Source organism: Streptomyces similanensis (assembly GCF_039543625.1).
GTDB lineage: Bacteria > Actinomycetota > Actinomycetes > Streptomycetales > Streptomycetaceae > Streptomyces > Streptomyces similanensis.
The window spans coordinates 1-24,155 of the sequence record NZ_BAABKC010000126.1; the positions used below are offsets into that span (position 1 = coordinate 1).

Annotated in this window: 21 protein-coding genes, 1 rRNA gene and 1 riboswitch; of the genes, 14 read left to right on the forward strand and 8 right to left on the reverse strand. The window is 71.6% G+C overall.

Going from position 1 to position 24,155, the window contains the following annotated elements:
• The 11 genes from rrf to ABEB07_RS34290 all read left to right on the forward strand — a co-directional run.
• A 5S ribosomal RNA gene (gene rrf, locus ABEB07_RS39365) occupies positions 1–69 on the forward strand; the annotation flags it as partial.
• Positions 70–177: 108 nt separating this feature from the next.
• Positions 178–786: a CDP-alcohol phosphatidyltransferase family protein gene (locus tag ABEB07_RS34245; protein ID WP_164583709.1), complete on the forward strand. Its 609-nt coding sequence runs from the start codon at positions 178–180 to the stop codon at positions 784–786.
• Positions 787–900: 114 nt separating this feature from the next.
• The gene (locus ABEB07_RS34250) at positions 901–3,396 is read left to right on the forward strand and encodes a mannose-1-phosphate guanyltransferase (RefSeq protein WP_176148175.1); all 2,496 of its coding nucleotides are present in this window, start codon (positions 901–903) and stop codon (positions 3,394–3,396) included.
• 108 nt (positions 3,397–3,504) lie between these two features.
• Positions 3,505–4,401 carry a DUF881 domain-containing protein gene (locus tag ABEB07_RS34255; protein WP_345671949.1) on the forward strand — a complete coding sequence of 299 codons (897 nt, stop codon included), beginning with the start codon at positions 3,505–3,507 and terminating at the stop codon, positions 4,399–4,401.
• Positions 4,398–4,730, forward strand: a complete 333-nt coding sequence (locus tag ABEB07_RS34260; protein ID WP_003988855.1) for a small basic family protein — start codon at positions 4,398–4,400, stop codon at positions 4,728–4,730. The genes ABEB07_RS34255 and ABEB07_RS34260 overlap by 4 nt, the downstream gene beginning before the upstream one ends.
• Before the next feature lie 5 nt (positions 4,731–4,735).
• Positions 4,736–5,575 (forward strand): DUF881 domain-containing protein, encoded by an 840-nt coding sequence (locus ABEB07_RS34265; RefSeq protein WP_176151871.1) that lies wholly within the window; start codon positions 4,736–4,738, stop codon positions 5,573–5,575.
• Between the two features lie 61 nt (positions 5,576–5,636).
• Positions 5,637–6,590 carry an FHA domain-containing protein gene (locus tag ABEB07_RS34270; RefSeq protein ID WP_164587963.1) on the forward strand — a complete coding sequence of 318 codons (954 nt, stop codon included), beginning with the start codon at positions 5,637–5,639 and terminating at the stop codon, positions 6,588–6,590.
• A 43-nt stretch (positions 6,591–6,633) separates the two neighbouring features.
• Positions 6,634–7,377 carry a transcriptional regulator FtsR gene (gene ftsR / locus ABEB07_RS34275; protein WP_345671951.1) on the forward strand — a complete coding sequence of 248 codons (744 nt, stop codon included), beginning with the start codon at positions 6,634–6,636 and terminating at the stop codon, positions 7,375–7,377.
• Between the two features lie 141 nt (positions 7,378–7,518).
• Positions 7,519–7,992 (forward strand): bifunctional nuclease family protein, encoded by a 474-nt coding sequence (locus ABEB07_RS34280; protein ID WP_003988851.1) that lies wholly within the window; start codon positions 7,519–7,521, stop codon positions 7,990–7,992.
• A gap of 198 nt (positions 7,993–8,190) precedes the next feature.
• Complete coding sequence (locus tag ABEB07_RS34285) at positions 8,191–8,874, forward strand: MerR family transcriptional regulator (RefSeq protein WP_176148172.1); 684 nt, start codon at positions 8,191–8,193, stop codon at positions 8,872–8,874.
• Positions 8,875–8,991: 117 nt separating this feature from the next.
• The gene (locus tag ABEB07_RS34290; protein WP_345671953.1) at positions 8,992–10,389 is read left to right on the forward strand and encodes a DNA polymerase IV; all 1,398 of its coding nucleotides are present in this window, start codon (positions 8,992–8,994) and stop codon (positions 10,387–10,389) included.
• A 358-nt stretch (positions 10,390–10,747) separates the two neighbouring features.
• On the opposite strand, the gene ABEB07_RS34295 is transcribed toward ABEB07_RS34290, so the two are convergent.
• Complete coding sequence (locus ABEB07_RS34295; RefSeq protein WP_176148170.1) at positions 10,748–11,125, reverse strand: PRC-barrel domain-containing protein; 378 nt, start codon at positions 11,123–11,125, stop codon at positions 10,748–10,750.
• A gap of 113 nt (positions 11,126–11,238) precedes the next feature.
• A riboswitch (glycine riboswitch) is annotated at positions 11,239–11,334 on the forward strand.
• Between the two features lie 178 nt (positions 11,335–11,512).
• Here ABEB07_RS34295 and gcvP point away from each other — a divergent pair.
• Complete coding sequence (gene gcvP / locus ABEB07_RS34300) at positions 11,513–14,398, forward strand: aminomethyl-transferring glycine dehydrogenase (protein WP_345671956.1); 2,886 nt, start codon at positions 11,513–11,515, stop codon at positions 14,396–14,398.
• Between the two features lie 90 nt (positions 14,399–14,488).
• On the opposite strand, the gene ABEB07_RS34305 is transcribed toward gcvP, so the two are convergent.
• Genes ABEB07_RS34305 through modA form a run of 3 tightly spaced genes read right to left on the reverse strand, consistent with a single transcriptional unit; the run spans position 14,489 to position 17,313 of the window.
• Complete coding sequence (locus ABEB07_RS34305) at positions 14,489–15,580, reverse strand: ABC transporter ATP-binding protein (protein WP_176148168.1); 1,092 nt, start codon at positions 15,578–15,580, stop codon at positions 14,489–14,491.
• A gap of 51 nt (positions 15,581–15,631) precedes the next feature.
• Entirely contained in the window at positions 15,632–16,477 is an 846-nt protein-coding gene (gene modB, locus ABEB07_RS34310; RefSeq protein ID WP_203634833.1) for a molybdate ABC transporter permease subunit, read from the reverse strand.
• 5 nt (positions 16,478–16,482) lie between these two features.
• Positions 16,483–17,313 carry a molybdate ABC transporter substrate-binding protein gene (gene modA / locus ABEB07_RS34315; RefSeq protein ID WP_164588252.1) on the reverse strand — a complete coding sequence of 277 codons (831 nt, stop codon included), beginning with the start codon at positions 17,311–17,313 and terminating at the stop codon, positions 16,483–16,485.
• Between the two features lie 152 nt (positions 17,314–17,465).
• Here modA and ABEB07_RS34320 point away from each other — a divergent pair, with 152 nt between their 5' ends.
• Positions 17,466–17,972, forward strand: coding sequence for a molybdopterin-dependent oxidoreductase (locus ABEB07_RS34320; RefSeq protein ID WP_345671957.1), 507 nt, complete (start codon positions 17,466–17,468; stop codon positions 17,970–17,972).
• 34 nt (positions 17,973–18,006) lie between these two features.
• Here the strand turns inward: ABEB07_RS34320 and ABEB07_RS34325 are convergent, their stop codons facing one another.
• The 4 genes from ABEB07_RS34325 to ABEB07_RS34340 all read right to left on the reverse strand — a co-directional run bounded on the left by ABEB07_RS34325 (position 18,007) and on the right by ABEB07_RS34340 (position 22,030).
• Positions 18,007–18,399 (reverse strand): TOBE domain-containing protein, encoded by a 393-nt coding sequence (locus tag ABEB07_RS34325; protein WP_164588250.1) that lies wholly within the window; start codon positions 18,397–18,399, stop codon positions 18,007–18,009.
• Positions 18,400–18,535: 136 nt separating this feature from the next.
• On the reverse strand, positions 18,536–20,485 hold the full coding sequence (locus tag ABEB07_RS34330) for an APC family permease (RefSeq protein ID WP_345671958.1): 1,950 nt from the start codon (positions 20,483–20,485) through the stop codon (positions 18,536–18,538).
• Positions 20,486–20,811: 326 nt separating this feature from the next.
• Entirely contained in the window at positions 20,812–21,018 is a 207-nt protein-coding gene (locus ABEB07_RS34335) for a DUF5999 family protein (protein WP_176148164.1), read from the reverse strand.
• 427 nt (positions 21,019–21,445) lie between these two features.
• The gene (locus tag ABEB07_RS34340; RefSeq protein WP_176148163.1) at positions 21,446–22,030 is read right to left on the reverse strand and encodes a hypothetical protein; all 585 of its coding nucleotides are present in this window, start codon (positions 22,028–22,030) and stop codon (positions 21,446–21,448) included.
• Between the two features lie 568 nt (positions 22,031–22,598).
• Here ABEB07_RS34340 and ABEB07_RS34345 point away from each other — a divergent pair.
• Positions 22,599–24,116, forward strand: a complete 1,518-nt coding sequence (locus ABEB07_RS34345; protein ID WP_176148162.1) for a glutamate-cysteine ligase family protein — start codon at positions 22,599–22,601, stop codon at positions 24,114–24,116.
• Positions 24,117–24,155 lie beyond the last annotated feature (39 nt).

A 24,155-nucleotide genomic window follows, 5' to 3' on the forward strand; every position in this document is an offset into this window, starting at 1 on the left:
GAAGCTAAGCCTTACAGCGCCGATGGTACTGCAGGGGGGACCCTGTGGGAGAGTAGGACACCGCCGAACTCCTTTTAGAGCTCCGGCTCTTGGGCAGACAGCCCAAGAGCCGGAGCTTTTTTGCGTTGGGGTAAGGTCGGGAGGCATCGTAGGCACTTTTTCCCAGGAGGCCCCCGGGTGGAGGTCCAGGAGACCCGCGTCCAGACGGACCGAGTCCTCACCATCCCGAACATCCTCAGCATGGCGCGGCTCGTCGGCGTGCCCCTCTTCCTGTGGCTGATCCTCAGGCCGGAGTTCGGCGGCCCCAAGAGCGACGGCTGGGCCCTGCTGGTGCTCGCGCTGAGCGGGGTCAGCGACTACCTGGACGGCAAGCTCGCCCGGCGCTGGAACCAGATCAGCAACCTCGGCCGGCTGCTCGACCCCGCGGCCGACCGCCTCTACGTGCTTTCCACCCTCGTCGGACTCACCTGGCGCGAGATCCTGCCGGTCTGGCTGACCGCGGCCCTGCTGGCCCGCGAATTGATGCTCCTGGTGGCCGTGGCCGTCCTGCGCCGGCACGGCTACCCGCCGCCCCAGGTGAACTTCCTGGGCAAAGCCGCCACGTTCAACCTGATGTACGCCTTCCCGTTGCTTCTGCTCAGCGACGGAAGCGGTTGGATCGCGTCACTCGCTGCCGTTTTCGGATGGGCGTTCGCCTGGTGGGGTACAACCCTCTATTGGTGGGCAGGAGTGCTGTACGTGGTACAAGTCCGCCGCCTGGTCCGTGCGGACGCCATGGCCGACTGATCCCGCCGATTCCGGCACCCGAGTGGCTCCGATGGCCCGCTGCGCGAAAGTGCGGGACAATCATGACGGGTGAAGTCGGCTAGATCGTCATCTCTGGAGGAGGACGCTTCCGACATGAAGGCCGTCGTGATGGCCGGAGGCGAAGGCACACGCCTTCGCCCTATGACCTCGAGCATGCCCAAACCGCTCCTGCCGGTGGCCAACCGGCCGATCATGGAGCACGTTCTGCGGCTGCTCAAAAGGCATGGGCTGAATGAGACCGTCGTCACAGTGCAGTTCCTGGCCTCGCTGGTCAAGAACTACTTCGGTGACGGTGAAGAGCTCGGCATGGAGCTCAGCTATGCCAACGAGGAGAAGCCACTCGGTACCGCCGGAAGCGTCAAGAACGCCGAAGAGGCGTTGAAGGACGACGCCTTCCTGGTCATTTCCGGTGATGCCCTGACCGACTTCGACCTCACCGATCTGATCCGGTTCCACAAGGAAAAGGGCGCGATGGTCACCGTGTGTCTCACACGCGTGCCCAACCCCTTGGAATTCGGCATCACCATCGTCGACGAAGAAGGCAAGGTCGAACGCTTCCTGGAGAAGCCGACCTGGGGCCAGGTCTTCTCGGACACCGTCAACACCGGCATCTACGTGATGGAGCCCGAGGTCTTCGACTACGTCGAGGCCGACGTCCCCGTCGACTGGTCCGGCGACGTCTTCCCCCAGCTCATGAAGGAAGGCAAGCCCATCTACGGCTACATCGCCGAGGGCTACTGGGAGGACGTCGGCACCCACGAGAGCTATGTGAAGGCCCAGGCCGACGTCCTGGAAGGCAAGGTGGACGTCGACATCGACGGCTTCGAGATCTCCCCGGGGGTCTGGGTCGCCGAGGGCGCGGAGGTCCACCCGGACGCGGTGCTCCGCGGGCCGCTCTACATCGGCGACTACGCCAAGGTGGAGGCCGGCGCCGAGATCCGCGAGCACACTGTCGTCGGATCGAACGTCGTCGTCAAGAGCGGCGCCTTCCTGCACAAGGCCGTTGTCCACGACAACGTGTACATCGGGCAGCACAGCAATCTGCGCGGCTGCGTCGTCGGGAAGAACACCGACATCATGCGCGCGGCGCGGATCGAGGACGGCGCGGTCATCGGCGACGAGTGCCTCATCGGCGAAGAATCGATCGTGCAGGGCAATGTCCGCGTCTACCCGTTCAAGACCATCGAGGCCGGCGCGTTCGTCAACACCTCGGTGATCTGGGAGTCCAGGGGCCAGGCGCACCTGTTCGGCGCCCGCGGGGTCTCCGGCGTCCTGAACGTGGAGATCACCCCGGAACTCGCCGTACGGCTCGCGGGCGCGTACGCCACGACGCTGAAGAAGGGCGCCACCGTCACCACCGCCCGTGACCACTCCCGTGGTGCGCGTGCGCTCAAGCGGGCGGTCATCTCGGCGCTCCAGGCCAGCGCCATCGACGTACGGGACCTGGAGAACGTGCCGCTGCCCGTGGCGCGGCAGCAGACCGCGCGCGGCAGCGCCGGCGGCATCATGATCCGGACCACGCCGGGCGTGCCGGACTCCGTCGACATCATGTTCTTCGACAGTCAGGGCGCCGACCTGTCGCAGGGCAGCCAGCGCAAGCTGGACCGCGTCTTCGCCCGCCAGGAGTACCGGCGCGCGTTCCCGGGCGAGATCGGCGACCTGTACTTCCCGTCCAGCGTCTTCGACTCGTACACCGGTTCGCTGCTGCGGGACGTGGACACGAGCGGGATCGCCGAGTCGGGTCTGAAGGTCGTCGTGGACGCCTCCAACGGCAGCTCCGGTCTGGTGCTGCCCAGCCTGCTGGGCAAGCTCGGCGTCGACTCGCTGACGATCAACCCGGGTCTGGACGAGTCGCGGCCCACCGAGACCGTGGAGGTGCGCCGGGCGGGCCTCACCCGCCTCGGTGAGATCGTCGCGTCCTCCGGGGCGGCGTTCGGTGTGCGGTTCGACCCGGTGGGCGAGCGGCTGTCGCTCGTCGACGAGAAGGGCCGCATCATCGAGGACGACCGGGCCCTGCTGGTCATGCTCGACCTGGTGGCCGCGGAGCGGCGCAGCGGCCGGGTGGCGCTGCCGGTGACCACCACCCGTATCGCCGAACAGGTGGCCGCCTACCACGGCACCCAGGTGGAGTGGACGACCACGTCCCCCGACGACCTGACGCGGGTCGGCGGCGAGGAGGGGACGATCTTCGGCGGTGACGGCAAGGGCGGCTTCATCGTCCCGGAGTTCAGCAGCGTCTACGACGGCACGGCGGCGTTCGTGCGGCTCATCGGCCTGGTGGCGCGGACGCAGCTCACGCTGAGCCAGATCGACGCCCGTATCCCGCGGGCGCACGTCCTCAAGCGGGACCTGGCCACTCCGTGGGCCGTCAAGGGTCTCGTGATGCGCCGGGTCGTGGAGGAGGCGGGGGACCGCTTCGTGGACACGACGGACGGGGTGCGGGTCGTGGAGACCGACGGCCGCTGGGTGATGGTCCTGCCCGACCCGGCCGAGGCGGTCACCCATCTGTGGGCCGAGGGCCCGGACGACGCCTCCGCGCAGGCCCTGCTGGACGAGTGGGCGGCGGTCGTGGACAGCGCCGGCCGGTAGCGGAGCACCGCACACGCGCGTACCGGACAGGTGTCCCCGAGGACACCTGTCCGGCCCGTCGGTGGGGCCATTGGGAGGTCTCGGCCACGACGTGCGACGATGTGCGGCATGCCGCAGGTACCCCCCATTCGGAGCACTCCCGCGCGGCCCTTCCGTCCGGACGCCTCCATGTCGTTGATCACCAATGTCATGGACCACAGCCTCGACGACGGCTACGCCGAAGCCGCCGCCCGGAAGAAGGCCGCCGGCCAGGGCGCTCTGCCGAAGCCGCTCAGGGCCCGGCTGGGGCTGGCCGCGGGTCTGGTGCTGGCGGCTCTCGTCGTGACCGTGGGGGCGGCCCAGGCGCGGGTGGCGGCTCCCGTCGTCGCCAAGGAGCGCCAGGAGCTGATCGACCGCATCGACCGCGAGACGGCGGCGGCGGACAAGCTGGAGAGCGACGTCGACGAGCTGCGCGCCGAGGTGAGCGCCCGGCAGCGCCAGGCGCTCCGGCAGAGCGGCGGGAACCCCCAGGCCGACCTGGTGAGCACCCTGGCGGGCGCCACCGAGGTGCACGGCCCCGGGGTGAAGCTCGTCGTGGACGACGCCAAGGACGCCAGTACCGGGGGCAACGGCAACCCGCGCGAGACGTCGGGATTCTCCGACACCGGCCGGGTGCGCGACCGGGACATGCAGCGCGTCGTCAACGGGCTGTGGCAGTCCGGCGCCGAGGCGGTCTCCGTCAACGGGCAGCGGCTGACGGCCCTGTCGGCGATCCGGGCCGCGGGTGACGCCATACTGGTCGACAACAAACCGCTGGTGCCGCCGTACACGGTGCTGGCGGTGGGGGACGGGCCGCGGCTCAGCACCCGGTTCCAGAACAGTCCCGACGGGCTGTATCTGCACGCCCTCCAGGACAACTACGGCATCCGGACCGCCATCTCCACGGAGAGCGACCTCCGGCTGCCGGCCGCACCGAGTGTGACCGTACGCACCGCACAGCCGAGCACTGAGAAGGGCACATCGTGATCGCCGTACTGGGCCTCGTCGTGGGAGTCGTGGCCGGGCTGCTGGTCCGTCCGGAGGTTCCGGCGGTCGTCGAGCCTTATCTGCCGATCGCCGTCGTGGCGGCCCTGGACGCCGTGTTCGGCGGGCTGCGGGCCATGCTGGACGGGATCTTCGACGACAAGGTCTTCGTGGTGTCGTTCCTGTCGAACGTGGTCGTCGCCGCGCTGATCGTGTTCCTGGGCGACAAGTTGGGCGTGGGCGCCCAGCTGTCCACCGGTGTCGTGGTCGTCCTCGGCATCCGCATCTTCTCCAACGCCGCCGCGATCCGGCGGCATGTGTTCCGGGCGTGAACGAGATGACCCACCAGGACGAACTGCCGGAGAACAGGCTCCGCAAGGAGCTGCCGGCCGAGGTGCCCGCGCAGCCCGCCGCGCCCGGGCAGGGCGCCGCGGGGCCGTCCGCCGGGCCCGCGCCGACCGGCCGCCAGCGGCTGGCCAAGGGCCTGTGGCCGCCGCGCTTCACCCGGGCCCAACTCGTCGTCGCGCTGCTGCTGTTCGGTCTCGGCTTCGGCCTCGCGATCCAGGTCGCCTCCAACAGCGACAGCGACAGCGCGCTGCGCGGCGCCCGCCAGGAAGATCTTGTCCGCATCCTCGATGAACTGGACAACCGTACGCAGCGTCTTGAAGACGAGAAGCAAGGTCTGGACAAGCAGCGCCAGGAGCTGGAGAACAGCTCCGACCAGGCCGAGGAGGCCCGCAAGCAGACCGCCGAGAAGGAGAAGCAACTCGGCGTGCTGGCGGGCACGGTGGCGGCGCAGGGGCCCGGCATCACGGTGACGATCGAGGACACGAAGGGGACGGTCCAGGCGGACATGCTGCTCGACGCGATACAGGAGTTGCGCGCCGCCGGCGCCGAGGCGATGCAGGTCAACGGCGTACGGGTGGTCGCGGGCACCTACCTGACGGACTCCGGCAAGAGCGTGGAGGTCGACGGGAACAAGATCAACGCCCCGTATCGTTTCCAGGTCATCGGCAAGCCGCAGGACCTCGAACCGGCGCTCAACATCCCTGGAGGCGTGGTGCAGACCTTCGAGAAGGAGCAGGCCACCGTTACCGTGGACAGGTCGGACAAGATCGTTGTGGACGCCTTGCGGGCGGCGAAGCAGCCTGACTACGCTCGGTCGTCCTCCCAGTGAACCGGGGGTGCATGGCGTCCGTCCGGCAGGGGCATGAGGTTGCGGGGGGTCGGCGCACCGATTGGGTGGTGCGTGGTGGAAACTGTCTGGTGGATACGGACGTTGTGAGGATGTCCGGGTCGACCGGTGTACGCAGTCAGGGTTCGTCCTGCCCCACGGGCGGGTCTGTTTCGGTCAAGGGGAATCGCCCGTGAAGTTGTTTGCGAAATTGTTCGGCAAGAGCGCGCGAGAGGGCAACGAAAACGCCACCGCCCGCCATCGCGCACAGCCCGACGCGGAGGGCCGGCGCCCGCTGTTCCGGGACCAGGTAGCCGGTCAGGGGGGTGACGTCTCCGGCGGTCACGGCGCGCCGTCCGTTGACCCCGCCCAGGCCGGCGGCATAGGTTTCGGCCAACCGTCGGCCCCGGGTGCGGGCGGCGGGTACGGTTCCGGCCCGTACGGGTCCCAGGCCCCGGCGGGGCAGCCGCGGCAGGAGGATCCGTCCATGTCGGCCCTGGTCTGTACGAGGTGCGGCAACCGCAACGGCGAGAACAGCCGGTTCTGCTCCAACTGCGGTGCGCCGCTGCGTCCGGGCGCGGTGCCCGAGCGGGCCTCGGAGACGACGTCCACGATCTCCATCTCCGGCCTGGAGGCGTACGACGCGGAGGCCACCGGCCAGACGCCGATGCTCTCCCCGGAGGCGCAGGCGGCCGTGGACGCGCTGCCGCTCGGCTCGGCCCTCCTGGTGGTGCGCCGTGGCCCGAACTCGGGCAGCCGCTTCCTGCTGGACGGTGAGCTGACCACGGCCGGGCGTCATCCGCAGAGCGACATCTTCCTGGACGACGTGACGGTCTCGCGCCGGCACGTGGAGTTCCGCCGCGGTCCGGACGGCTCGTTCACGGTGGCCGACGTCGGCAGCCTGAACGGCACCTACGTCAACCGGGAGCGGATCGACCAGGTCGCGCTGGCCAACGGCGACGAGGTGCAGATCGGCAAGTACCGGCTGGTGTTCTACGCGAGCCGGCAGGGCTACTGACCCTCCTCCGGGCGCCGTCCGGAGGAACCCCCAGGGAAGGTCCATGCTTCGAACACCGAGCGGCGGCTCCGGTCACGGGGCCGCCGCGACGGACAGTGGGCTGATGAGCATCGGCGCGGTGCTGAACGCGCTGCGCGACGAGTTCCCCGAGGTCACCATCTCCAAGATCCGCTTCCTGGAGGCGGAGGGGCTCGTCGAGCCGCGGCGCACCCCGTCGGGGTACCGGAAGTTCAGCGGGGACGATCTCGAGCGCCTGGCCAGGGTGCTGCGGATGCAGCGCGACCACTACCTGCCGCTGAAGGTCATCCGCGAGTACCTGGAGGCGGTGGAGCGCGGTGAGGCCGTGCGGCTGCCGGTGCTCGGCAGGCAGCGCGACGGCGAGCCGGCGCCGGCCTCCGCTGGGGAGTCCGAGCCCACGGCGGCCCGGATCGGTCGTGCCGACCTGCTGGCCGCCGCGGAGATGGACGAGGCCGAACTCGCGGAGTGGGAGTCGTACGGGCTGCTCACTCCGTTGGAGGACGGGGTCTACGACGCCGAGGCGGTGACCGTGGCCTCCCTGGTCCGCGCGCTCGGCGAGTTCGGGATCGGGCCCCGGCACCTGCGGGCGATGAAGGCGGCGGCCGACCGGGAGGCGGGCCTCGTCGACCAGGTGGTGGCCCCGCTCAGGCGCCATCGCAACCCGCAGACCAGGGCGCACGCGGAGGACCGCACCAGGGAGCTGGCGGCGCTCACGGTCAGGCTGCACTCGGCGCTGGTGCAGACCGCCCTCGGGGTGCGGCTGCCCTGAGCGGGCGGCCCGCGCGGCCGCCGCGAGCGGACCCCGGCGCCGGCCGGAGCGGCGCGCGGCGAGGCCGGATCGGCCCGCTGATCGACCGCCCGATCCCGGCCCGACTACCCAAACGTCCCGGGCACGGCCTAGGGTTGCTGTGTGAACGAGCTCGATGTCGTAGGTGTCCGGGTCGAGATGCCCTCCAACCAGCCGATCGTGCTCCTGCGTGAAGTGGGAGGCGACCGTTACCTCCCCATCTGGATCGGACCGGGGGAGGCGACGGCCATCGCCTTCGCCCAGCAGGGCATGGCTCCCGCGCGGCCGCTGACCCACGACCTGTTCAAGGACGTGCTGGAGGCCGTCGGCCAGGAGCTCACCGAAGTGCGCATCACGGACCTGCGTGAGGGCGTCTTCTACGCCGAGCTGGTCTTCGCCAGCGGCGTCGAGGTGAGCGCCCGTCCGTCCGACGCCATAGCGCTGGCGCTGCGCACCGGTACGCCGATCTACGGCAGTGACACGGTGCTGGACGACGCGGGGATCGCGATCCCGGACGAACAGGAGGACGAGGTGGAGAAGTTCCGCGAGTTCCTCGACCAGATCTCGCCGGAGGACTTCGGCAGCAGCAGCCAGTGACACGCCGGCACCCGCCGTCGGCCGCCGAGGGTCGCGCGCAGAGAGCCCGCGAGGACATTCGGCTAGCCTTTCCCCGCGGTAGGGCACGGGAAACCACTCTTAGGGTGATTATCACTCGGCGTGCCGAGTGTGGCGATCGTTGACGCACCCCTGGTGACTGCCTACCGTCGAGGAGGCAGGTCAAGGACGGAGGTCGGCGTGAGAAGCAGCGGCGACGGTACGGCTGGGGACATCCCCGGGCGCGGTGTCGGCGGAGGCGTTCCGTACCCTTCCCCAAGCTCTCGGCTCCGCTCCAGCAGCGGATACCCCCATCACGCCGGCACGGCCGACCACGCCCCGCAGTGGCCGGCGGCCGTGCCCAGCAGCAAAGGGGCGGCGTCCATGGTGACCGAGGAGATCGGCTACCGGGGTCCGACGGCCTGCGCAGCCGCCGGCATCACCTATCGGCAACTGGACTACTGGGCGCGCACCGGCCTGGTCGAGCCGAGCGTGCGGCCCGCGCACGGCTCCGGCACCCAGCGGCTGTACAGCTTCCGCGACGTCGTCGTGCTGAAGATCGTCAAGCGGTTCCTGGACACCGGTGTGTCGTTGCAGAACATCCGTACCACGGTGCAGCACCTGCGGGAGCGCGGCTTTCAGGACCTGGAGCGCATGACGCTGATGAGCGACGGCGCCACGGTGTACGAGTGCGGCTCGCCGGACGAGGTGCACGAGCTGCTCCAGGGCGGCCAGGGCGTCTTCGGCATCGCCGTGGGCGTGGTGTGGCGCGACGTCGAGAGCGCGCTGTCCCAACTGCACGGCGAGCGCGTCGACACGGGGGAGACCCTGATCGGCCACAACCCGGGCGACGAACTGGCCCGGCGGCGCAACCGGGCGGTCTGACCACACCGGTTCGACCACACCGGGGCCGCGCCCTGCCCCGGGCTGCGCGCCCGTCCCGTCCCCGTGCCGGCACTCGGCGCGGGGGCGTTGTCAGTGGTGTGGTGCAGCATCGTAGATGTGAGAACCGCGCCCACGATCCTGCACCTCGACATGGACGCCTTCTTCGCCTCGGCGGAGCAGGCGTCCAAGCCGAGCCTGCGCGGGAAGGCCGTGATCGTGGGCGGCCTGGGACCGCGCGGGGTGGTCGCCACCGCGTCGTACGAGGCGCGGGTCTTCGGCGTCCATTCGGCGATGCCCATGGCGCAGGCGCGGCGGCTCGCGCCCAACGCCGCCTGCCTGGTGCCCCGGTTCGCCTTCTACCGTTCCATCAGCGAGCAGGTGATGGGGCTGCTGCGCTCCCTGTCGCCGCTGGTGGAGCCGCTCAGCCTGGACGAGGCGTTCGTGGACCTGGAGGCCGGGGGAGCGGCCGGGGACGCGGACTCGGCCCGGCTGGTGGGGGAGGGGCTGCGCGCCGACATCCTGGCCGTCACCGGTCTGACGGGTTCGGTCGGGCTGGCTGCCTGCAAGATGCTCGCGAAGATCGCCTCCGAGCAGGCCAAGCCCGACGGCCTCGTCCTCATCGAGCCCGGCACCGAGCGGTCCCTGCTCGAGCCCATGCCGGTGCGGACCCTGCCGGGTGTGGGTCCGGCGACCGGCGACCATCTGCGGCGGGCCGGCATTCACACCGTGGGCGAAATCGCCGAGGCGGGCGAGGGTGAGCTGGTACGACTGCTGGGCAAGGCGCACGGGCAGGCGCTGCACGCCATGGCGCTGGCTCACGACGAGCGGCCGGTGGTCGCCGAACGCGAGGCCAAGTCGGTGTCGGTGGAGGACACCTACGACGTCGACATCCACGACCGGCTGCGGGTCGGTCTCGAGGTGCGGCGGCTCGCCGACCGGTGCGTGCGGCGGCTGCGGGCTTCCGGTCTGTCCGGGCGGACCATCGTGCTGAAGGTGCGGCGGTACGACTTCTCCACGCTGACCCGGTCCGAGACGCTGCGCGGCCCCACCGACGACCCGGCGGTGGTGCGGGAGGCCGCGGCCCGGCTGCTGGAGTCCGTGGACACCACGGGCGGGGTCCGGCTGCTGGGCGTGGGCGTGACCGGGCTGGCCGACTACACCCAGGAGGACCTGTTCGCGCAGGCCGCCGGCGCCCGCGCGGAGAGCCTCGCCGAGGAACCGGCGGAGGAGCCCGACGAGGAGCAGGCCGCGCCGGCCGAGCGGCGCTGGCCCTCGGGCCACGACGTGCGGCACGCCGAACACGGGCACGGCTGGGTGCAGGGCAGCGGCGTGGGCCGGGTCACCGTGCGCTTCGAGACGCCCCTGTCGGAGCCGGGCCGGGTGCGGACGTTCCGCGTCGACGACCCGGACCTGGAGCCGGCCGACCCGCTGCCGCTGGTGCGGCGAAGACAGAACGGGGCGGAGGGGGCGGAGGGTGCGGCCTGCGCGGTGGGCGGTGTCGACCCCGCGCTGTGAGGGGTGGGGTCGGTGGGTCGCGTCCGCCGTGTCCGGTGACCGCCGCGCGGTGGGCGGGGGTGCCGGATCGGTGGGTGTGGCGAGGCTGCCTCCCGGTGGCTCGCGGGTGCGGGGGCCGAGGCCGCCTGCCTCGGTGGCGCGGGGTGAATCCGGTGGGTGAGTCGGCGGCGCCGAGGCGGCGACCGGTGGCGGCTGCGGACGGCTGCGGGTGGCTGGGACGCTTGAGGAGGGGTGAGGAGGGGGAGGGAGCGGGCTGCGGCGGGCGGGGGTGGGTGAGTCGGCGGTGCCCGGCGCGGCCCGGTGCGCGAGAGGGAGGGACCTGCTCGTGCCTGCTCGTGCCTCCTCCTGCCTGCTCGGGTCAGACCTCCTCGGTGCCCGAACCCGCGAGTCTGCCGAAGTCGTGGTCGGGGAGCGCGGGAGCGGGGGCCACGTCGAGGCCGTAGTGGTGGTAGAGCTGCAGTTCCTGCTCGGGGGAGAGATGGCGGCCGACGCCGAAATCGGGGGCGTCCTTGATCAGTGCCCGGTCGAAGGGGACGCGCAGCGCGCCGTCGACCAGTTCACTGGGCTCCAGGGGGACGAAGGCGTCCCGGGAGAACAGCCCGGTGCGTATGGCGGCCCACTCCGGCACACCGGTGGCGTCGTCGAGGTAGACCTCGTCCACCGTGCCGATCTTGTCGCCGTTGCGGTCGAACGCCTTGCGGCCGATCAGGTTGCGCGGATCGATCTCGGTCAGCACGGTCCCTCCACATGGTCGCAACTCATCCGTAAGCACTACGAAAGAGCACATTCGCCCAGGCGGCCACTCGAAGACCTGTGCGCCCGCCCCGCTGGTACCCTGGCAGCGGCTGCTGACCCCGTGCGGGAGAGTCCTCCGGCGAACACCGGAGGCGCCGAAGGAGCAAATCCTCCCCGGAATCTCTCAGGCCCACGTACCGCACGGACGAGGTCACTCTGGAAAGCAGAGCGGGTGTCGACGGCTCCCGCTCTCACCGACGGTGAAAGCCGGGCGCCGTCCAGGCGGCCCCGGTGAAGCTCTCAGGTTGAGATGACAGAGGGGGAGGCCGTCGGGGCACCCACGCCGTGGTGTCCCTCGAAGGTCGCGTCAGACCAGGAGGCCTCCGCAATGACCGCCCAGCGCATCCCGCTCTCCGAGCTCGAACAGGGCATCCCCTTCGAGCAGCGTCACATCGGCCCCGACCACGAGGCCCAGGCCAAGATGCTCGCGCAGGTCGGCTACGGCTCGCTCGACGAGCTGACCGCCGCCGCCGTGCCCGATGTGATCAAGAACGCCGACGCGCTCGACCTGCCGGGCGCGCGCACCGAGGCCGAGGTGCTGGCCGAGCTGCGTTCCCTCGCCGACCGCAACCAGGTCCTCGGCTCCATGATCGGGCTCGGCTACTACGGCACGTTCACGCCGCCGGTCATCCTGCGCAACGTCATGGAGAACCCTGCCTGGTACACGGCCTACACGCCCTACCAGCCGGAGATCTCGCAGGGCCGCCTGGAGGCGCTGCTCAACTTCCAGACCGTGGTCGCCGACCTCACCGGACTGCCCACCTCCGGCGCCTCGCTGCTCGACGAGGGCACCGCGGCCGCCGAGGCGATGGCCCTGTCCCGGCGCATGGGCAAGAACAAGAAGGGCCTCTTCCTGGTCGACGCGGACGCGCTGCCGCAGACCATCGCCGTCATCCAGACCCGTGCCGAGCCGACCGGCGTCGAGATCGTCGTCGCCGACCTCGCCGAGGGCATCCCGGCCGAGATCGCCGAGCGCGAGATCAACGGCGTGCTCCTCCAGTACCCGGGCGCCTCGGGCGCCGTACGCGACCTGAAGCCGGTGATCGACCAGGCGCACGCGCTGGGGGCCCTGGTCACCGTCTCCGCCGACCTGCTCGCCCTCACCCTGCTGAGGTCGCCCGGCGAGCTGGGCGCGGACATCGCCGTCGGCACCACCCAGCGCTTCGGCGTGCCGATGGGCTTCGGCGGACCGCACGCCGGCTACATGGCCGTGCACGAGAAGTTCGCCCGCAGCCTGCCCGGCCGCCTGGTCGGCGTCTCCGTCGACGCCGACGGCAACAAGGCCTACCGCCTGGCCCTCCAGACCCGCGAGCAGCACATCCGCCGCGAGAAGGCCACCAGCAACATCTGCACCGCGCAGGTGCTGCTCGCCGTCATGGCCGGCATGTACGCCGTCTACCACGGCCCGGACGGCCTGAAGGCCATCGCCGACCGCACCCACCGCTACGCCGCCGTCCTCGCCGAGGGACTGCGGGCCGGCGGCGCCGACGTCGTCCACGGCGCGTTCTTCGACACCCTGACCGTCCGGGCCGAGGGCCGGGCCGCCGAGGTCGTCGCCGCGGCCCGCGAGGGCGGCGTCAACCTGCGCCTGGTCGACGCCGACCACGTCTCGATCGCCTGCGACGAGACCACCACCCGCGCCCACCTGCGCACCGTCTGGACCGCCTTCGGCGTCGCTGGCGACATCGACGCCCTGGACGCCGCCGCCGCTCAGGCGCTGCCCGAGGACCTGCTGCGCACCGACGGCTACCTCGCCCACCCGGTCTTCCAGCAGTACCGCTCCGAGACCGCGATGCTGCGCTACCTGCGCAAGCTCGCCGACCGCGACTACGCGCTCGACCGCGGCATGATCCCGCTGGGCTCGTGCACCATGAAGCTCAACGCGACCACGGAGATGGAGCCGGTCACCTGGCCCGAGTTCGGGCAGCTGCACCCCTTCGCGCCGGCCGAGCAGGCGCGGGGCTACCTCCAGCTCATCCACGAGCTGGAGGACCGCCTCGCCGAGGTCACCGGCTACGACAAGGTCTCCCTCCAGCCCAACGCCGGCTCCCAGGGCGAGCTGGCCGGTCTGCTCGCCGTGCGCGGCTACCACCGCGCCAACGGCGACGAGCAGCGCACCGTCTGCCTCATCCCGTCCTCCGCGCACGGCACCAACGCCGCCAGCGCCGTGATGGCCGGCATGAAGGTCGTCGTCGTCAAGACCGCCGAGGACGGCGAGATCGACGTCGAGGACCTGCGGGCGAAGATCGAGCAGCACCGCGACCAGCTCGCCGTGCTGATGATCACCTACCCGTCCACGCACGGTGTGTTCGAGGAGCACGTCGCCGACATCTGCGCCCAGGTCCACGACGCCGGCGGCCAGGTCTACGTCGACGGCGCCAACCTCAACGCCCTGGTCGGCCTCGCCAAGCCGGGCCACTTCGGCGGCGACGTCTCGCACCTGAACCTGCACAAGACGTTCTGCATCCCGCACGGCGGCGGCGGTCCCGGCGTCGGCCCGGTCGCCGTCCGCTCCCACCTCGCGCCGCACCTGCCCAACCACCCGCTCCAGCCGGAGGCCGGACCGGCGACCGGCGTCGGCCCGATCTCCGCCGCGCCCTGGGGCTCGGCCGGCATCCTGCCGATCTCCTGGGCCTATGTGCGGCTGATGGGCGGCGAGGGCCTCAAGCGCGCCACGCAGGTGGCGGTGCTGAGCGCCAACTACATCGCCAAGCGCCTGGAGCCGCACTTCCCGGTGCTCTACACCGGCCCCGGCAACCTGGTCGCGCACGAGTGCATCATCGACCTGCGCCCGCTGACCAAGGCGACCGGCGTGAGCGTGGACGACGTGGCCAAGCGGCTGATCGACTACGGCTTCCACGCGCCGACGATGTCCTTCCCGGTGGCCGGCACGCTGATGATCGAGCCGACCGAGTCCGAGGACCTGGCCGAGCTGGACCGCTTCTGCGACACGATGATCGCGATCCGCGCCGAGATCGAGAAGGTCGGCTCGGGCGAGTGGCCCGCGCAGGACAACCCGCTGCGCGGCGCCCCGCACACCGCGGCCGCGCTCGGCGGCGCGTGGGACCACGCCTACAGCCGCGAGGAGGCCGTCTTCCCGGCCGGTGTCTCGGCGGCCGACAAGTACTGGCCGCCGGTGCGCCGCATCGACCAGGCGTTCGGCGACCGGAACCTGGTCTGCTCCTGCCCGCCGCTGGACGCGTACGAGGACTGAGCGCCGTGACGCACCAGGCCCCGCCCGGCATGTCGTGCCGGGCGGGGCCTGGTCGTGTCGGGCGCGGGCGGGACGCCCCGGGTGCGGGGCTCAGGCCGGGTAGGCGTGCGTCTGAGCCGCTTTGACGGCCGCCCAGACCTCCGCGCCCGGGTGCAGGCCGAGCTCGGCGGCGGCGACCGTCGTCAGGTCGGCGGCCAGGGCCAGCTCGCCGGTGAGGTCCGCCCGGATCTGATCGCCGTGCGTCTCCAGCCCGGCCACCTCGCACCGCCACAGATTGCGCGCGCTGCCGGCGGCCGGGCGGTCCCGGTGCAGGGTGACCGCGCTCGGCGGGAACGCCACGAAGGCCGGTCCGGACAGTTCCTCGGTGGTGGCGACGGCGGGGCCGGCCTCCAGCCGCACCCGGTGCCCCTCCGCCTGCCCCCGGTACAGGTTCAGACCGACGAGCTGGGCGATGTAGTCGGTGCGCGGCCGCCGGGCGATGTCGGCCGGGGCGCCCTCCTGCACCACGCGTCCGTGCTCCACCACCACCAGCCGGTCGGCCAGCACCATCGCGTCCAGCGGATCGTGCGTGACCAGGACGGCGACGGCCTCGAACTCGGCGAGGTGGCGGCGCAGCTGGGCGCGGACCTCCAGCCGGGTGCGGGCGTCCAGCGCGGCGAGCGGCTCGTCCAGCAGCAGCAGCCGGGGCCGGGTGGCCAGGGCGCGGGCCAGGGCCACCCGCTGGGCCTGGCCGCCGGAGAGCCGGCGGGGCTTGGCTCCGGCGTGGTCGGTCAGGCCCATGCGCGCCAGCCACTCGGCGGCCCGCGCCCGCGCCTCGGTCCTGGAGGCGCCCTGGCAGCGCGGCCCGAACGCCACGTTGTCCAGGGCGGACAGGTGCGGGAAGAGCAGGTAGTCCTGGAAGACCACGCCTACCGGGCGCGCCTCCGGCGGTGTGCGGTCCAGTGCGGCGCCGTCCAGGCGCAGATGGCCGGCGGTGAGCGGGGAGAGACCCGCCAGCGCGCGCAGGGCCGTGGTCTTGCCGGCGCCGTTGGGGCCGAGCAGCGCGACCACCTCGCCGGGGCGGGCGGTGAGCGCCACGTCGAGCCGGAAGGCGCCGCGGGCGACGACGAGCCGGGCGTCAAGACCTTCGCCGGGCACGTCCTCGGCGCGGACGCCGGCCGGGGTCTCGTCGGTGTGGGTCATGAGGCGATGTGGGTCATGAGGTGAGCATCCAGGGTGCGGGGCGGCAGCCGGTCATGAGGAGGCCGTCATCCAACGGTCCCGCAGACCGGCCAGGACCGCGATCGACACGGCCAGCAGGACCAGGCTCAAGGCGATCGCCGCCGCCGGGTCGTCCTGAAGGGCCAGGTAGACGGCGAGCGGCATGGTCTGGGTGCGGCCGGGGAAGTTGCCGGCGAAGGTGATCGTCGCGCCGAACTCGCCGAGCGCCCGCGCCCACGCGAGGACGGCGCCCGCCGCGATGCCGGGCGCGATCAGCGGCAGGGTGACCCGGCGGAACGCGGTGAAGCGGGACGCGCCGAGCGTGGTGGCCGCCTCCTCGTAGCGCGGGTCGGCGGCGCGCAGCGTGCCCTCGACGCTGATGACGAGGAACGGCATGGCCACGAACGCCTCCGCGACCACCACGCCGGCCGTGGTGAACGGCAGGGTGATCCCGAACCAGGAGTCGAGCCACTGCCCCACGACGCCGTTGCGGCCCAGTGCCAGCAGCAGCGCCACACCGCCCACCACCGGCGGCAGCACCAGCGGCAGCGTCACCAGGGCCCGTACGAAGCCGCGGCCGGGGAAGTCGGTGCGGGCCAGCAGCCAGGCCAGCGGGACGCCCAGCACCAGGCTCACCGCGGTGGCGGCGGTGGCGCTGACCAGGGAGAGCTGGAGGGCCTGCCACACCTCGGTGCTGGTCAGCTGGTCGGGCAGGGTGCGCCAGGGGGCGCGGATCAGCAGGGCGAGCAGCGGCAGCAGCAGGAACGCCAGGCCCGCCAGGGCGGGCACCAGCAGCGGCAGCGGCACGCCCCGCGCGGCACGGCGGCGCCGCGCCCCGCTCCGCGGGGTCACGGCGCCGTCGCGGCCGGTTCGGGCCAGGGTTTTCACGGCTTGAGGAACCCGGCCTGGTTCAGGACCTTCTGGCCCTCGGCGGACTTCACCAGCTCGATGAACGCCTTGGCCGCCGTGGCGTTGCCGGCGTCCTTGAGCAGGGTGATCGGGTAGTCGTTGACGGCCTTGGCCGACTCGGGGAACTCCACGCCCTCCACCTTGTCACCGGCCGCGTGCACATCGGTCTTGTAGACGACGGCCGCGTCGGCCTCCTTCAGCTCGACCTTGGTCAGGGCGCTCTTGACGTCCTGCTCGTAGGAGGCGGGGGTGAGCTTGAGGTCGCTGGCGGTCAGCGCCTTCTGGGCGGCGGCGCCGCAGGGCACCGTCTTGTCGCACAGGACGACCTTCAGACCGGACTTGGTGAGGTCCTTGAGCGAGGCGATCTTGTCCGGGTTGCCGGGCAGGGTGGCGATCTCCAGCTGGTTGCGGACGAAGGTGGCGGGCGTGCCGACCGCGTCGCCCTTGTCCGTGACGATCTTCATCGTCTTGGCGCTGGCGGCGGCGAACACGTCGGCCGGCGCTCCGCTGGTGATGCTGGCGGCCAGGGTGTCGCTGCCGCCGAAGTTGAAGGACACCTTGGTGCCCGGGTGCTGCTGCTCGAACTCCTTGCCCAGCGTCGTGAAGCTCTCCTTCAGGGAGGCCGCGGCGAAGACGGTCACCGTGCCGGAGAGCTTCTGCGAGGAGGCTCCGGAGGCGGCGGCCGACGGCGAGGAGGAGCTGTCCGACGAGTCGTCGGAGGAGGAGCAGGCGCTGAGGGCCAGCAGTGCCGCGGCTCCCGCACCGGCCACCTGCAGGGTCCGGGTCCGGCGCACTGAACGGGTCATCACGGATCTACTCCTCTGGTCGTGCACGAAGAAGGCTGTCGAGCCTAGGGGCACGGCCGTGCGGGGCCGTGCGGCGATGATACTGCCGCAGTTGAGAGGGGTAAGTCACCTGTTGCTTTGCATGAGCTGTTGTTCTGTGACTTCAGGGTCGCATGTGCGTTTATACGGCGCTCCACCTGGGGACGGACCTCCCGGAGGTGGTGGCGGTGCCGCTCGCGGAGCTTGTCCTGACCGGTGACCTCGCCCGGCCGGTGCGCCTGACCGTGCCCGATCTGCTGGGCTGGCCGCAGCACCGGGCAGGGGTGAGTTTCGAGTGCGCGACCAGCGGAGTGCGCCGCCACCGGTTCGCCGGGCCGCGGCTGTACGACGTGCTGGCCGACGCCCGGCCCGCCTTCGACGCGGCGCGGCGCAAGGACCGCCTGCGCTTCCTGATCGCGGTCGCGGGCGCCGACGGGCACCGCACGCTGCTCTCCTGGGCCGAGATCGACCCGGACTTCGCCGCCGCCCCGGTCCTGCTGGCGGTGGCCATGGACGACACCCCGCTCGACGGGACCGGGCCCCAGCTGGTGCTGCCGCAGGACCGCTGCGGGGCGCGCTACATCAGCGCCATCAGGGCGATCCGGGTGGACGGCGGGTACGCGCCGGCCGCCGCGGCCTGAGACCGGCGGCGCCGGAACCGGCGGCCGCCGCCGGTCACGCCCGGTCGATGTGCACGTTCGTGGACTTCACACGGGCGGTGGCCTCCATGCCGACCTCCAGGCCCAGTTCCTCCACCGCTTCCCGGGTCAGCAGGGAGACCAGCCGGTGCGGGCCGGCCTGGATCTCGACCTGGGCGGCCACGTCGCCGAGCTTGATGGCGGTCACGATCCCGGGGAAGGCGTTGCGGACCGAGGTGTAGGAGGGGTCCTCCTCGCCGCCGGAGGCGGCCAGCTCCACGGAGAAGGCGGCGAGGTCCCGGCCGTCGACGAGCCGCCGCCCGCTCTCGTCGCGGTGGGTGGCCACCCGGCCCGCGTCCGCCCACCGGCGCGCGGTGTCGGGGCTGACGCCGAGCAGACGGGCGGCCTGGCCGATCGTGTAGGACTGCATGCCGGCCACGATAGGGCCACCGGCGGGCTGTCCGGACGCGGGGTCGGCCCGGGGCGCGCCGCGGCCGACCGGCCGGAAGGCGGCAGGGGCCCGGCGCGGTCCGCACGAGACCGGCCCGGGGGCGTGCCGCGGCCGCTCAGCCGGTGTGCACGCGGGGCCGCTTGGCGCGGTCCGGCTCCGCCTCGCGCAGCACCTCGCGGGTGACCGGCGCGACCTCGCCCTGGCCGAAGAGGAAGAAGCGCAGGAAGTTGCGGAACGGGTTGCCCTCGGTCCACTCGAAGTAGATGTGCGGGATGCAGCCGGTCGTCCTGCGGACCTCCAGCAGCAGCGCCGCCAGGGCGTTGGGCACCGAGGACGACTGGCAGGAGAGCACCCGGTAGCGGTCGTGCAGGACCTCGCCGCGCACCGTCAGGTCCGCCTCGAACTCGGAGGGGTCGGTGACCGTCACCTCGACGAAGACGAAGTCCTCCGTGTCGGGGATGTCGTTGTCGGCGCGGATCTGCTCGATCTTGTCGTGGTACTCGGCCTTGTCGCGGCGGCCCGGCTTGTTGGCGATGAACCGGATCCGGCGGCTGGCGATGTCCCGGACGAAGCGCTGCGCCATCGGGTCCATGGTCACGCTGGTCACCCGCAGTTCGAAGGCGCGGGCGAGCCGGGACAGCAGGGACACCAGGATGATGCCCACGATGAAGCAGGCGCCGATCTTCACGCCGTCCGGGCGCTCGATGACGTTGACGACGGTCGTGTAGAGGAACACCGCCGAGATCACCGCGAACGCGATGGTCCAGTGCCGCTGTCCGGCCTTGCGGGCGGCGATGGTCACGGCGATCGCCGCGGAGCTGATCAGCACCAGCACGCCCGTGGCGTACGCGCCGCCCTGCTTGTCGACGTTGGCGTCGAAGATCCAGGTGACGAGGAAGCCGATCAGGGTGAAGACGAGCACCATCGGCCGCACCGCGCCGGCCCAGTGCGGGGCCATGCCGTAGCGGGGCAGGTAGCGCGGCATCAGGTTGAGCAGCCCGGCCATCGCGGAGGCGCCCGCGAACCACAGGATGGCGATGGTGGAGACGTCGTACACCGTGCCGAAGACGTTCCCGAGGTAGTCGTGCGCCAGGAAGGCCAGCGCGCGTCCGTTGGCCTTGCCGCCGGGCTGGAACTCCCGTTCCGGGATGAGCAGGGTGGTGATGAGGCTGGTGGCGATCAGGAAGCAGCTCATGATCAGCGCGGCCGTGGTGAGCAGCTTCTTGGTGTCCCGGATCCGGCCGGCCGGCCGCTCCTCGGTGTCGCTCGCGTCGCCCTTCACGTGCGGCATGACGGCGACGCCGGTCTCGAAGCCGGACAGGCCGAGGGCGAGTTTCGGGAAGACCAGCAGGGCCACGCCGACCATGGCGAAGACGTTGCCGTGCTGGGCGGTCAGGGCGCCGGTCCAGTCGGTCACCAGGTGCTCGGCGGTGACGACGTGCCACAGGCCCGTGACCACCACCACGACGTTCAGCGCGAGGTAGACGCCGACCAGGACGACCGCGACGCCGATCGCCTCCAGGAACCCCTTGAGGAACACCGCGCCGAGCAGCGCCAGCAGGATCAGCGTGATCAGCATCCGGTGGTCGTGCAGCGTGCTCGTCAGATGCGGGTTCTCCACCAGGTGGGTGGAGGCGTCGGCGGCCGACAGGGTGATGGTGATCAGGAAGTCGGTGGCGGCGAAGCCGAGCAGGGTGAGGACGAACAGCTTGCCCTGCCAGAACGACAGCAGGCGTTCCAGCATCGCGATGGACCCCTGGCCGTGCGGGCTCTCCTCGGCGACCCGGCGGTAGACGGGCAGCGCGCCCGCGAGGGTGACGACGACCAGGACGAGGGTGGCGACCGGCGACAGCAGGCCGGCCGCGAGGGCGGCGATGCCCGGCTGGTAGCCGAGGGTGGAGAAGTAGTCGACGCCGGTCAGGCACATCACCCGCCACCAGCGCTGACCCTGGTGCGGGGGCTCCGGCGCGGCGTGCGGCGCCTGCTGCACGCCCTTGCCCATGTCGGAGAGGCCCTCCAGCATCCAGGCGCGCAGCCGACTGGGAGGGTGTTCGGTGGTGGCCATCGGCCCTGCTCCTGAGGTACGGCTCGGTGGGATCGGGCCTTCGTGCGGACGGAGCACCAGCGTAAGCAGACAGTGACGCCCAGACCCACGGTTGCCGGGCCCAGCGGACGTCAATCTTCCGTTAAGAGTCCCGCGGACCCTCCGTCCAGCATGGCCGGGCCGGTCCCGCCGCGCACACCCACGCGTCCGTTCCGCCGCGCCGGACGGTAGCGGGTCCGGTCGCGGGGCGTCGCCGGACACGCGTCGGGGCCGGTCCGCACGCGGGGTGCGGACCGGCCCCGTGAGGCGATCCCGGGCGGCCCGCCGGAGCGGGCCGCCCGTCGTGCTCAGGCCGCGGTCACCACGCGCCCGGCGCCCAGCGGGCGGTGCGGCGCGATGACCCGGCCGTCCGGCAGGAGCTCACCGGTGTCCTCGAAGAGCAGGACGCCGTTGCACAGCAGGCTCCAGCCCTGCTCCGGGTGGTGCGCCACCAGACGGGCGGATTCCCGGTCGGCGGAGTCGGCTGTCGGGCACGGTGGCTGGTGCTGGCACATGGATGGGATCTCTCGCTCTGATGGGTGGTCCGGGATGGTCGTCGCGTCCGTTCCGCGGCTGCTGGCATTCTGCATGGCCGCCCCCCGTTTGATAAGTCGGACTGGCACCAGTGTTGCCCCGCGGGCGTGATTCCGCAGGGATTTCGCGGCACCGCTTCTCAAAGGTTCAAGACGCGTCACCCGCCCGAGCGGTTCACCTCAACTGCACTGTCACTTCGGGTGGTTCGCGGTAGCCGAGGGTGACTAGCCCGGTCGGGTCGGCGGGTGGTCCGGTCGGCGGCCGCCATTCGTCCGGCCCCTGTCCGGCTCATTGGAGTGAATTACGGCTCGCATGAGCGAATTACTTCTGCCCGTGAAACGCCGTACCCGCCGCCGGGAGATCCGGCGGCGGGTACGGGGTGTCTGTCGAAGTGTGACGGCGTGCGGGTCAGGCCGGCGATCCCAGGAGTCTCACCGGGGCGGCCCGGTGGGTGAGGAGCGGCAGCAGGTCGGCGACCCGGTGCGGCACGTGGGCCGGGATGCCGGGCGGGGCCGGCGCGAGCGGGACGAGCAGATCGGTGTCGTCCGGGTGCCCGTCGGTGCCGTCGCCGTCGATGTCGCCGTGCAGCCACAGCGTCAGCATGTACAGGCTGGGCATCGACAGCAGGCGCGGCTGGTACGGCTGGCCCATGCTCTCCGCCTGGCGCAGCGCGCGTTCGGTGGAGGTGACGTAGGGCCCCTCGAAGAAGTGCGAGAAGGCCCAGCCGTCGGGGGTGAGCATGGTCTCGGCCGCGGCCACCGCGTGTTCGCCGCTGCGGATCAGGAAGCGCCATCCGGCCAGCCGGGTCGCGGACGCCCCGTCGGCGCTGATCCGGTCCAGGACGTGCACGGGCAGGGGGAGTTCGGGTGTCGTGGGGCCCTGGGCGGCGCGCAGGGCGGGGGTCGGAGCCTCCCGGAGTGCGGTGGGGGAATCGAGTGCCGTGAGCACGGAACGCAGTGCGGGGGCGGGAGCCGGGGGGACATGCAGCGGCATGGTGGGTCGCCTCTCATTCGACAGGCACGGTGGCGCGAGGGCGCGGCGTGGGGCGTGGTGCGGACGGCGCTGTCAGCTCTTGGGCAGGAGGAGGCGGGGCCGGGTCCTGGCGGACGGGTGAGGGATGCGGAGCGTGGCATGCCGCTTTTGGCCCTGACGTCAGGGTCCAGGGCGGCGGGAGCCAACCTTCTGCCGTGGTGCAGAGTTTATACGACAAATGTTCAGGTGGTGTTTCGGCTAGCTGTTTCCCGTGTGAACGGCAAGCCGCTATTCGGCCGGAGTTTCGCGGTAATCATCCCGGTTTCCGGATGAGCGTGCCGCAGTGACCTCGGGCGGTGTCCGCCCGGCGGACGGCCGGATGCCGTCGGCGTTTTTCACGAGCCCGCCGGGGTACCCGAAACTGCTGGGCGCCCCATGCCCCGTGAATGTGCCTCTGGTCATACAGGTCCACAGTAGTCGGTGCCCGTCGGCGATGGGACGTTATCGATCGCGATGGCGGGGCATCATCCCACCTGACCGGGACCCGGCGGCCCGATCTCCGGCCCGCCCGAGCAAGGAGGGACGCTGCATGGGCGAGAAGGTCGTGGCAGGCCAGTTCGACCTGTCCGATCGCAACCGCTACCGCGACAAGCTCCGGCGGTGTCTGACGGGACTGGAGCGGCTCCTGGCGGAGAAGCGGTTCGACCGGCCGAAGAATCTGATGGGGCTGGAGATCGAATTGAATCTCGTCGGCTCCGACGGGCTGCCGAGAATGCTGAATGCGCAAGTTCTGGAACGCATCGCCAGCCGTGACTTCCAGACCGAACTCGCGATGTTCAACCTGGAAGTCAACATCGCCCCGCACCGGCTCGGCGGCCGGGTATTCGACCGGCTGGCCGAGGAGCTGAGGACGTCACTGGCATATGCCGACCGAAAAGCCGGCGAGGTCGACGCGGGAATAGCGATGATCGGCATTCTGCCGACCCTCGGCCGCGACGACCTGGTCTCCTCCAACCTCTCCGACGTCGACCGCTACACGCTGCTGAATGACCAGATCGTCGCGGCCCGCGGCGAGGACTTCGCCCTGGACATCGACGGCGTCGAGCACCTCGTGTGCACCTCGAAGTCGATCGTGCCGGAGGCCGCCTGCACCTCCGTGCAACTGCACCTCCAGGTCACACCCGACCGGTTCGCGGACGTGTGGAACGCGGCGCAGGCGGCCAGCGCCGCGCAGATCGCCGTCGGCGCCAACTCGCCCTTCCTCTTCGGGCGCGAGCTGTGGCGCGAGTCGCGGCCCCCGCTGTTCCAGCAGTCCACCGACACCCGTCCGCCGGAGCTCCAGGCGCAGGGCGTACGGCCGCGCACCTGGTTCGGCGAGCGGTGGGTGTCCTCGGCCTACGACCTCTTCGAGGAGAACCTGCGCTACTTCCCGGCGCTGCTGCCGATCTGCGACGAGGAGGACCCGCTCGACGTCCTGGCCGAGGGCGGCGTGCCGAAACTCGCCGAGCTGGTCCTGCACAACGGCACGATCTACCGCTGGAACCGTCCGGTCTACGACATCGCCGACGGCGTGCCCCACCTGCGGGTGGAGAACCGGGTGCTGCCCGCCGGGCCGACCGTGACCGACGTGGTCGCCAACGCCGTCTTCTACTACGGTCTGGTCCGGGCCCTGGCCGAGGAGCCGCGGCCCGTGTGGACCCGGCTGCCCTTCGAGGCGGCGGCGGCCAACTTCGAGGCCGCCTGCCGCTACGGCATCGACGCCCGGTTCACCTGGCCCCGGCGCGGCCGCCACTCCGGTACGGCCGAGACCGACGCCGTCACCCTCGTGCGCGAGGAGCTGCTGCCGCTGGCCGAGGCCGGCCTGAGCGCCTGGGGAGTGGAGCGGGCCGACCGCGACCTGTATCTCGGCGTGATCGAGGAGCGGTGCCGCCGCCGCACCAACGGCGCCCAGTGGCAGGCCGCCACCTTCCACCGCGCCCTGGAGAAGGGAATGGACCGGGAGGCCGCCCTCGCCGCCACGACCCGCCGCTACTGCGAGCTGATGCAGCTCGGCGAGCCGGTGCACACCTGGCCGGCCGGCCTGCCGGCACCGGTGCCGGCAGGCTGAGGGCCGCTCGGCCGAGGGCCGCCCGCCCCCGCCGGCCCG

Excerpts from the sequence above, each read along its gene's own strand:
- ABEB07_RS34250 (WP_176148175.1), top strand. The coding sequence starts at position 901 with ATGAAGGCCGTCGTGATGGCCGGAGGCGAAGGCACACGCCTTCGCCCT.
- ABEB07_RS34255 (WP_345671949.1), top strand. The coding sequence starts at position 3,505 with ATGCCGCAGGTACCCCCCATTCGGAGCACTCCCGCGCGGCCCTTCCGT.
- ABEB07_RS34265 (WP_176151871.1), top strand. The coding sequence starts at position 4,736 with ATGACCCACCAGGACGAACTGCCGGAGAACAGGCTCCGCAAGGAGCTG.
- ftsR (WP_345671951.1), top strand. The coding sequence starts at position 6,634 with ATGCTTCGAACACCGAGCGGCGGCTCCGGTCACGGGGCCGCCGCGACG.
- gcvP (WP_345671956.1), top strand. The coding sequence starts at position 11,513 with ATGACCGCCCAGCGCATCCCGCTCTCCGAGCTCGAACAGGGCATCCCC.
- ABEB07_RS34305 (WP_176148168.1), bottom strand. The coding sequence starts at position 15,580 with ATGACCCACACCGACGAGACCCCGGCCGGCGTCCGCGCCGAGGACGTG.
- modA (WP_164588252.1), bottom strand. The coding sequence starts at position 17,313 with ATGACCCGTTCAGTGCGCCGGACCCGGACCCTGCAGGTGGCCGGTGCG.
- ABEB07_RS34320 (WP_345671957.1), top strand. The coding sequence starts at position 17,466 with ATGTGCGTTTATACGGCGCTCCACCTGGGGACGGACCTCCCGGAGGTG.
- ABEB07_RS34325 (WP_164588250.1), bottom strand. The coding sequence starts at position 18,399 with ATGCAGTCCTACACGATCGGCCAGGCCGCCCGTCTGCTCGGCGTCAGC.
- ABEB07_RS34330 (WP_345671958.1), bottom strand. The coding sequence starts at position 20,485 with ATGGCCACCACCGAACACCCTCCCAGTCGGCTGCGCGCCTGGATGCTG.
- ABEB07_RS34335 (WP_176148164.1), bottom strand. The coding sequence starts at position 21,018 with ATGTGCCAGCACCAGCCACCGTGCCCGACAGCCGACTCCGCCGACCGG.
- ABEB07_RS34340 (WP_176148163.1), bottom strand. The coding sequence starts at position 22,030 with ATGCCGCTGCATGTCCCCCCGGCTCCCGCCCCCGCACTGCGTTCCGTG.
- ABEB07_RS34345 (WP_176148162.1), top strand. The coding sequence starts at position 22,599 with ATGGGCGAGAAGGTCGTGGCAGGCCAGTTCGACCTGTCCGATCGCAAC.